We start from the raw sequence: 8,548 nt of genomic DNA, 5'->3' as shown, positions 1-8,548 counted from the left end.
GTTCCTAAAAGGCGATTTAGTTGTGGGGCACCCCAACATTTGACAAAGAACCTATTTTTCATTAAACCAACCTTTGCCTGCAATGAAACAGGTATGCGATAGACGCTCCCAAAAGTCGGGAAAACCGCCTGCATGATCAAAGTGACCGTGAATTCCTATGGCAAAATCAATTCGGTTAAGGGGAATTCCTAGATGCTTTGTATTGTATAATGCCGTAGCGTCTGGACCAAAATCAAAAAGAATTTTTGATGAGCTGACTTCTAGACAGAAAGATAGTCCAAATTTTTCAATTAAGCTCCTGTTCTCACTTTCACAATTATCTAGAAACGTGATAATTTTCAAGCAGCAAAGCCTCCTTTCTAACAGAATAACTTCTTTTGATGTATCATATAGAATGTGTGACTATTCGGATCTTGTAGCATATTATTAAGTTAAAGGTGCTGGATTGAAAATGCACATGTCATTATGAATTTTCCATTGTTCAGCATAAGTTTTCTTTTTCCCGCTGGCCACATCAATGATGAGATTGAAAATTTCTGTGCCCACTGATTGAATAGTAGCATCACCAGTAGCAATGGGTCCTGCATTTACGTCAATTACATCAAACAATTGATTTTTCAATTTATTTTGAGAACAAACCTTTATTACTGGAGCCATAGCAAGACCGTAGGTAGAGCCACGCCCGGTCATAAAAACATGTACTCCCATTCCAGATGCTAATTGACAAGGCCCACAAGCAAAATCGTTGGCAGGTGTTGCTGCATAAATTAATCCATGGGCTTTGGGTTTTTCTCCAGGTGAGAGAACTTGCACGATTGGAGATGTGCCAGATTTGGCAATGGAACCCATAGATTTTTCAACGATATTAGCCAGTCCACCTTTTTTATTTCCTGGAGCTGGATTTGCATCTCTATCTACATTTGCAGCTTTCAAGTATTGATCATACCATGCCATTTCATTAGCGAGTTTTTCCCCCACTTCAGAATTTATGCATCGATGGGCTAGCAGGTGGACTCCATCACGAGCTTCAGTTACTTCGGAGAAAAGGACCGTTGCCCCACCTTTAACTAACATATCTGCGGCATAACCGGCGCTTGGATTTGCTGTAACACCAGAGAAGGAATCACTGCCGCCACATTGCAAACCAACAATTAGATCACTTAGGGGTAATTCTTCTCGTTTTCTTCGATTAAGAATAGCCAGCTTCTTTTCAGCCATTTTCATGATTGAGCTGACCATTCCTTCGAAACCATGCTCTTCTTGTAAAATAATGATATTTTGAGGTGAAATTTCATCTTGCAGCAATAATTTATCTACCGTTAATTTTTCACAACCTAGCCCCACAACCATGATTTGGTTGCCAAAGTTTGGGTGATGGACTAAATTTTGTAAAATGCGTATAGGAACCTTAGCTTCTGGGGCATTGATTGCGACACCACACCCATAATCGTGACTAATAGGAACGACATCATCAACATTTGGATATTTTGGCAATAATTCCTTCCGAATTCGCTCAGCAGCAATTTTGACTACTCCAGCAGCACATTGTACGGTTGTCATGATTCCCAGTAAATTCCTGGTTCCGGCGGGGCCACCTTTTGGGTTCCGATATCCCCACCAAGAATTCTGCGGCGGAGTAGGGAGGTCAGTCACAATATTTGTTGCAAACTCCAAGTCATTAAGAGTTGGGGCTGTGGGGAGGTTAACCATGTATTGATTGATCCAACGACCTTTTTTTATATCTTCTTTTGCATATCCAATGATTGTATTGTAGCGCCTAATTTCTCCTCCTTTTGGAATATCGGCCAATGCAATTTTGTGTGCTTGAGGGATTTCTTCTATTGCAGTTAATTCTTCATTTATTATTGTGCCACTAGGAAGATCTTCAACGGCAATAGCTACATTATCTAACGAATTGATTTTAACAATATAGTTTTTCATAAAATGCCTCCCATTGAATATTAAAAGAAAAAATGGAAAAATTTGTATTTTCAGAATAACACAATCTTGATGTATTGTAAAATAGATAATATAGTAGTATATTATCTATAAAATAAATTATACGGTCGGAGGAGACTTATGGATACCGAGCTGATTCATACTTTTTTGACCCTGGTTCAATGCCGCAGTTTTACAACAGCTGCTGATAAGTTGGCGATTTCACAATCTACGCTAAGCCACCGATTGTATTCTCTTGAGAACGAACTCCAAGAGGTTTTGGTGAATCGAGGCCGAGGAAAACGAATATTTAGCTTAACAGAAGCGGGAGTAGCTTTTATTCCGTTAGCCGAGCAATGGATGTCACTTAATGGAACGATATTAGGATTTCATCTGCATCGACATTTTCATGATTTTCGTATAGGCAGTGTTGAGTCAATGACGTTTCTTTTTAGTTCGCTATTCAGAGAATTTATTAGTCCTACTGCAAAGCATGACCCTATATATTTCACTTATTATACATATCCTTCTTTTCATATTTATAACGAAATGGAACAGCATAAAATTGATTGCGGTTTTGTCGTCCGACAAAGACAGAGTAAATTATTGGAAACAGTTCCGTTGTTTTCTGAGACGCACTTTGTAGTAGGCAATCTGGGGACGGACAAAACCGAAATATCTCCGAATGAGCTCGATGTTCAACGTGAGCTTCTTGCTGACTGGTCACCAACATTTTTATCTTGGCACAAGCAGGTTTTTGATTCTGGAGTGCAGCCTTTAGCTGATATAGGAACATCAAGTGCATTATTAAGCCTATTATCCAAAGATACATGGAGCATTATTCCTGAATCATTTGCGTATCATCTTGAAGAATATGATTTGCTGAGAAAAAAGGACCTGAGATTATATCGTCTAACCAATCCACCACCGAATCGCATATGCTATAAAGTAACACATAAGTATTTGAGCCCATCTCGGCAAAAATTAGTAAACCAATTTAATGAAATCATAAATGACTTTTTAAATAATAAAAAACTGCACTTGTAAAAGTAGGGAGGTTGTATTTTATGGAAATTGTTAGAGGCGGCGTTGTCTCAAAGTTATTGGAAGGAGTCCCCATTCCGAGGATGTTCCGGGCAGAACAGATTTTTCCTCGTCCGCTCATTAAACGGGAAGATGTGCTTGCCGCTGTTTGGGAAGCTATGGCAGGGGAGCGTGTCAAGGATCTTATCAAACCGGGCATGAACATTGCCATCACGGCAGGAAGCCGCGGCATTGCCAATGTCGACGTCATCACTAAAGCTATCGTCGATTTCGTCAAGAAAAAGGGGGCCCATCCCTTTATCGTCCCTGCCATGGGAAGCCACGGTGGGGCAACAGCAGAAGGACAGCTCCAGATCCTCGAAGGCTACAACATCACGGAGGAAAGGATGGGCTGCCCTATCCGCTCTTCCATGGAAACTGTCCTTTTGGGGACGAGTGAACTGGGAAAACCTGTTTATCTAGACAAGATTGCCTATCATTCCGACGGCATCATCGTCTCCTGCCGCGTAAAGCCCCACAATGCCTTTCGTGGCCCCTATGAAAGCGGGTTCTGCAAGATGATGGTTGTTGGCCTCGGCAAACAGGAAGGCGCCGAAAGCGTCCACAGCGACGGCATGGGCGTCATTGCCAAGAACCTTCCAGCAAACGCCAAAGTCATTCTCGATAAAGCCCCCATTCTCATGGGCGTCTGTACCATTGAAAATGCTTACGACGAAACAGCTAGAATTGCAGTGGTTCATCGAGATGACATCCTAACGGAGGAACCGGGGCTTCTTAAAGAAGCCTTTGGCAATATGCCCCGGCTCATCGTTGGTGAATGCGATGTACTCATCGTCGACGAGATTGGGAAGAATTACAGCGGCACCGGCGTTGACCCCAACATTACAGGAACCTTCTCCACGCCTTATGCCCATGGCGGCGTCAAAGTGCAGCGGACATGTTTTCTTGATCTAACGGAAGCTTCTCATGGCAACGCCCTCGGGACGGGCCTTGCCAGCTGTATCTCCAAGCGTCTCTTTGATAAGATTGACTTACAGATGATGTATCCAAATACTATCACCAACACGGTCATTCGGTCGGCAGAAATGCCCATTATTATGGCAACGGACAAGGAAAGCATCCAGTTCTGCATCCGCACGTTAAATGGGGTTGATAAGGAACATGCCCGTGTCATTCGCATCCCTAACAGCCTTCACATTGGAAAGATTATGCTTTCTGAGGCTTATTATAATGATGTTGTGGAAGGAAAATATGATGGATTGAAAGCAATTGATGAGCCGCAATACATGGATTTTGACGAAGAGGGAAATTTATTAACACCGGTTGTGCTTTAAAATAATTACATTAGTAAGTAAAGGAGTCTCCGTGGTTATTTGGAGATTCCCTTACTTACTAATGTATTGACCCAATAACTATGCGCAGTCTGAATGAAAAGCTTTGCAGCTTTACTAAGTTCTGTCCCCTTTTCATAAGAGACCATCATATGCCATTTAACTGGTGAACGAAATGAGTAGTAATTGATTCCTTCTTGGTATTTTTTTGTTGTGGTTTCTGCGATAACACCACAGCAGAGTCCCGCACGGACCATTTCCAAAATCGTAGAGGGATTTGCTGTGTCAAATAAAATTTTTGGAACGACCTTTTCATTCCTAAAAATTTTATCAACGACTGGTCGCATAGTTGTTGATTTTCGCAGAAAAATAAAGGGCTGATTCTTTATTTCTTGCAAAGAGATACATGGATATTTACTTTCCTTATTGTACTCAACATTTTTGAGATTAAGTGATTTTGGAGTTGCTATGACAATTTCTTCCTCAAACAAATTATCATACTCGTTTTCCTGCTTTTGTTCGTCAAACAGTGTCATGAATCCTATATCTAAGACTCCGGAAGCAACAAGTGACTGCATTTTATAGACATTGAGCTCATACGGAATAATAACTAAATTAGGGTATTTTTCATGAATCATCGGGTATACGTGAATGAACATATCTGGGCCTCGAAAAGGGGTCATTCCTACTGTTAATGTTCCTTTATAGCTGTCTGTTACATCACTGATACTCGTATAAGTTTGTCTTTTTATACGAAGCATCTCCTTTGCACCCTCAAGATAGATTTCGCCTGCTTTTGTTGGTCGCCAATCCGATTTACTTCGCACAAAGAGTTCGGTGCCAAGATCTCGTTCTAGTTTTAAAAGTTGCTGATTTAAAGCGGATTGTGTCAAAAAAAGTTGTTCTGCAGCTTTTGTGATACTTTTTTCATCTGCAATTTTTATGATGTGCTCTATCAGTCTTGTGTCCATTGATTCCCCTTTACCATTAAAAAAATTAAGTATTTCTGAGCCTATAATTAAGTGTACATCTTCATTATAGAGCAATATAATTGAAGTATCAAGAAAGTCGGAAAATTTTGAGAACTAGAGTTTTCGACCTATGTTGGTAGAAGGGGGAAGAAAGATGTTAAAAAAAGCAGTATGTGTTGGTTTAGCTGCAGCAATGCTTGCTCTTGTTGGCTGTGGAGGCAACAAGCAGGCAAACAACGAAACAAGTAAAGTGAAATGGCCGAAGAACGTTGAAATTATCGTCCCTTATGGTGCCGGTGGGGACACGGACTTCAATGCTCGCCTGCTTGCCCAGAAATTAAGTAAAAAATTGGGATCCAACTTTGTTGTCTCTAACGTGACGGGTAATGGTGGCGCAACAGGTTCCAGAAAAGTTAAAGACGGCAAGAAAGATGGCAGTATGATCCTTTTCAATCACACCGCTTTTGTCGTCAATAAAGCCAGCAAGGCTTCTGACTTCGGGTTTGATGATTTTTCTTTCGCATCTGTCGTTGGTCTAAACCCTGGTAACGTCATCGTTGTCAATAAGAAACTTGGTATCAATTCTCTTGAAGAACTCAAAAAATATTCTCAAGAGCATCCGAATGAATTGAAAATCGCCGTCCAGACGGGCGCTACGTCTTATGTCATTGCTTCCCAGCTACTCCAACAAGGATTTCAGTTGAAAATGGTTGACGCTGGCGCAGCCGCTTCCAGATTAACGGCGCTTCTTGGCGGTCATGTGGATGTTATCTTCTCTCCTTATGGCGGTGTGAAGGACTACATTGCCAAAGGCGAAATGGTTCCTCTTGCCATGGATGGTGAAAATGATCTTGTTGTTCCCGATAAGAAAATTAATTTAAAGAACATCAAGAATCAAGGATTTGATGCTTACGTCCCGTTCTACTACTTTGTTGCCTTCCCGAAAGGAACGGATCAAGCGCTGATTGACTCTTTCAATGAGGCTGCAAAAGACATCATTGAAAACGATAAGGAATATCAGAAGAAACTGTATGATATGTATTTCCAGAAACCTGCCTTCTTTGCAGGTAAAGATGGACTTGCAAAGTTCGCTCCTTTTGAAAAGGCACTTGAAAAGATTCAATTCTCTCAGGTTGCCAAAAACCAGTAACATCACCAAATGAATGGATCCTCGATTTGGCTGCCTAGTGCAGCCAAATCTTTTCCAGGAAAGGATTTTTATATGGGAACGCGAAAACTTTCCGAATATATCATTGATATTGTTCTTTTCCTCACTGGTGTAGGCCTGATGATTTCTGCTAATGGCATCGATCCTGGCTCATCAATTGGAATTGGTGGGGATTTCATGCCCAAGGTTTGCACAAAATTATGGGTATTGATTAGTATTGGTCTTCTGCTGTGGGAAAAGGGAACTCCTGATGATCATGTAAAAGGTATTACGGCTGACCTAAAAGGCTTTTTTGGGACCTTGGTCCTCCTGCTACTTTACATTGCTGCCTTGAATATTTTGGGATTTATCCTCTCATCCTGCATTTATATGTTCATTCAAATGTGTATTTTTGTTCCTAAGCAGTTGCGTGATAAAAAACACTACATCATTTTTGCCGCATTATCCCTCATTGTTCCTTTTGCGGTGAATACGCTTTTTGTTGAAGTCTTTTCTCTGCTTCTTCCGGCTGGGATTTTCTAAGGAGAAATGTTATGGTACTAGAAGGTATTTTGTCTGTTTTTAATCCAACAACCCTTGCCGTTATCTTTATCGGTGTTATTGTTGGCATTATTTTTGGATCCATCCCGGGTCTTACATCGACCATGGGGGTTGCGCTCTGCTTGCCGATTACCTTCGGTATGTCACCCCTTGATGGGATTGCTATGCTGATTGCTCTTTATGTAGGCGGGACGTCCGGCGGGCTCATTTCCGCTATTTTGCTTAAAATTCCTGGCACGCCATCCTCCGTTGCGACTACCTTTGATGGAGCACCAATGGCTGAAAAAGGGGAAGGTGGCCGCGCTCTTGGTATCGGGATTGTCTATTCCTTCTTGGGGACGGTCCTTTCCATTGGAGCCCTTTTCTTCATTGCACCGCCTCTTGCTGAACTTGCTCTGAAATTTGGGCCTATTGAAACGTTTTCTATCTGCGTCTTTGCTCTTACGATGATTGCTGCCATGATTTCGGACAATCCCTTCAAGGCCGTTATGGCAGGCATAATTGGTATAGTTATCTCTCTTTTCGGGATTAGTGATATTACTGGGTCCGCACGCTTTACCTTTGGATTCAACGAAATGGAAAATGGATTTTCTCAACTTCCTGTCATGATTGGCCTTTTTGCGACGGCGGAAATATTGAAAGAAGCATCTGAAGGAATAAAGGCGAAAGAAGGGACAATCCTTTCTTATAAAATCAAGGGCTTTGGTTTTACTTTTCAGGAATTCAAGGATCATTTCGTCAACTTTATTCGTTCTGCCCTGATTGGGATTGGTATCGGTATCCTTCCCGGTATTGGTGGGGCTACCTCCAATATTGTTGCTTATAGTGTGGCTCGTCAGCAAAGTAAACATCCGGAGAAATATGGCACTGGCTATATGGGCGGAATTGTTGCTTCTGAAACGTCTAACAACGCGTCTATTGGGGGTGCATTGATTCCACTTCTTACCTTAGGGATTCCCGGCGATACAGTTACGGCTATTATTCTTGGCGGTTTGATGCTCCATGGCATTGTTCCCGGTCCGCTTCTTTTCCAAAATAATGGGGAACTAGTATATGGTCTTTTTGCCGGTTTAATCGTTGCCACCTTCATCATGCTTATCGTCGAGTTTGGCGGTATTCGGGTATTTGTGCGAATCCTTGATGTGCCCAAATACATACTTTTCCCTGTCGTTTTCATCCTTTGCATTGTTGGGACCTATGGAACGAACCACAGTATGTTTGACGTATGGACGTCTCTTGTCTTTGGTGTAATTGGTTTCTTTATGTCAAAGTATAAGTATCCGCAGGCTCCCATGATCTTGGGGCTCGTATTGGGAAAAGCGATTGAACAGAATTTGATTCGTGGCATGCAGTATACGGACAACAGCTTCATTAAATTCTTTGAATCGCCTATTGCAGCTGTCTTTTTGAGCATTTCCATCGGGGTTCTCATTTGGTCCGTTATCAAACAAATCAGATTGAGATTTGCTCACGCATAACGACTTTCTTCTCTCCTTTCTTTTATTGGTTCTTTGTCAAATGTTGGGGTGCCCCACAACTAAATCGCCTTTTAGGAA

Annotated in this window: 8 protein-coding genes; 5 read left to right on the top strand and 3 right to left on the bottom strand. The window is 41.7% G+C overall.

Annotated elements, in window-relative coordinates; genetic code table 11:
* Positions 1-51: 51 nt before the first annotated feature.
* Both DW817_RS10480 and garD read right to left on the bottom strand, forming a co-directional pair.
* Positions 52-342 carry an MBL fold metallo-hydrolase gene (locus tag DW817_RS10480; RefSeq protein ID WP_120112435.1) on the bottom strand — a complete coding sequence of 97 codons (291 nt, stop codon included), beginning with the start codon at positions 340-342 and terminating at the stop codon, positions 52-54.
* Between the two features lie 84 nt (positions 343-426).
* Positions 427-1,941, bottom strand: a complete 1,515-nt coding sequence (garD, locus tag DW817_RS10475) for a galactarate dehydratase (protein WP_120112432.1) — start codon at positions 1,939-1,941, stop codon at positions 427-429.
* A gap of 138 nt (positions 1,942-2,079) precedes the next feature.
* On the opposite strand from garD, the gene DW817_RS10470 reads away from it, so the two are divergent.
* Complete coding sequence (locus DW817_RS10470; protein ID WP_120112429.1) at positions 2,080-2,985, top strand: LysR family transcriptional regulator; 906 nt, start codon at positions 2,080-2,082, stop codon at positions 2,983-2,985.
* A 20-nt stretch (positions 2,986-3,005) separates the two neighbouring features.
* On the top strand, positions 3,006-4,316 hold the full coding sequence (locus DW817_RS10465; RefSeq protein ID WP_120112426.1) for a lactate racemase domain-containing protein: 1,311 nt from the start codon (positions 3,006-3,008) through the stop codon (positions 4,314-4,316).
* A gap of 35 nt (positions 4,317-4,351) precedes the next feature.
* On the opposite strand, the gene DW817_RS10460 is transcribed toward DW817_RS10465, so the two are convergent.
* The gene (locus tag DW817_RS10460; RefSeq protein ID WP_120112423.1) at positions 4,352-5,284 is read right to left on the bottom strand and encodes a LysR family transcriptional regulator; all 933 of its coding nucleotides are present in this window, start codon (positions 5,282-5,284) and stop codon (positions 4,352-4,354) included.
* Between the two features lie 154 nt (positions 5,285-5,438).
* On the opposite strand from DW817_RS10460, the gene DW817_RS10455 reads away from it, so the two are divergent.
* The 3 genes from DW817_RS10455 to DW817_RS10445 are packed head-to-tail and all read left to right on the top strand — an operon-like array spanning position 5,439 to position 8,470.
* Positions 5,439-6,434 (top strand): tripartite tricarboxylate transporter substrate binding protein, encoded by a 996-nt coding sequence (locus tag DW817_RS10455; RefSeq protein ID WP_120112415.1) that lies wholly within the window; start codon positions 5,439-5,441, stop codon positions 6,432-6,434.
* A 9-nt stretch (positions 6,435-6,443) separates the two neighbouring features.
* Positions 6,444-6,974 (top strand): tripartite tricarboxylate transporter TctB family protein, encoded by a 531-nt coding sequence (locus DW817_RS10450; protein ID WP_120112411.1) that lies wholly within the window; start codon positions 6,444-6,446, stop codon positions 6,972-6,974.
* An 11-nt stretch (positions 6,975-6,985) separates the two neighbouring features.
* A complete protein-coding gene (locus DW817_RS10445) occupies positions 6,986-8,470 on the top strand; it encodes a tripartite tricarboxylate transporter permease (RefSeq protein WP_120112407.1) in 1,485 nt (494 codons plus the stop codon).
* The last annotated feature ends 78 nt before the right edge of the window (positions 8,471-8,548 follow it).

This window comes from Acidaminococcus sp. AM33-14BH, assembly GCF_003603525.1.
Taxonomy (GTDB): domain Bacteria; phylum Bacillota; class Negativicutes; order Acidaminococcales; family Acidaminococcaceae; genus Acidaminococcus; species Acidaminococcus intestini.
Note: the sequence above shows the minus strand (reverse complement) of the source record. Positions and strands in the feature narration are given on the sequence as shown.

What these genes read in the sequence shown, in the direction of transcription:
- garD (WP_120112432.1), bottom strand. Translation starts at nt 1,941, where the DNA reads ATGAAAAACTATATTGTTAAAATCAATTCGTTAGATAATGTAGCTATT.
- DW817_RS10470 (WP_120112429.1), top strand. Translation starts at nt 2,080, where the DNA reads ATGGATACCGAGCTGATTCATACTTTTTTGACCCTGGTTCAATGCCGC.
- DW817_RS10465 (WP_120112426.1), top strand. Translation starts at nt 3,006, where the DNA reads ATGGAAATTGTTAGAGGCGGCGTTGTCTCAAAGTTATTGGAAGGAGTC.
- DW817_RS10460 (WP_120112423.1), bottom strand. Translation starts at nt 5,284, where the DNA reads ATGGACACAAGACTGATAGAGCACATCATAAAAATTGCAGATGAAAAA.
- DW817_RS10455 (WP_120112415.1), top strand. Translation starts at nt 5,439, where the DNA reads ATGTTAAAAAAAGCAGTATGTGTTGGTTTAGCTGCAGCAATGCTTGCT.
- DW817_RS10450 (WP_120112411.1), top strand. Translation starts at nt 6,444, where the DNA reads ATGAATGGATCCTCGATTTGGCTGCCTAGTGCAGCCAAATCTTTTCCA.
- DW817_RS10445 (WP_120112407.1), top strand. Translation starts at nt 6,986, where the DNA reads ATGGTACTAGAAGGTATTTTGTCTGTTTTTAATCCAACAACCCTTGCC.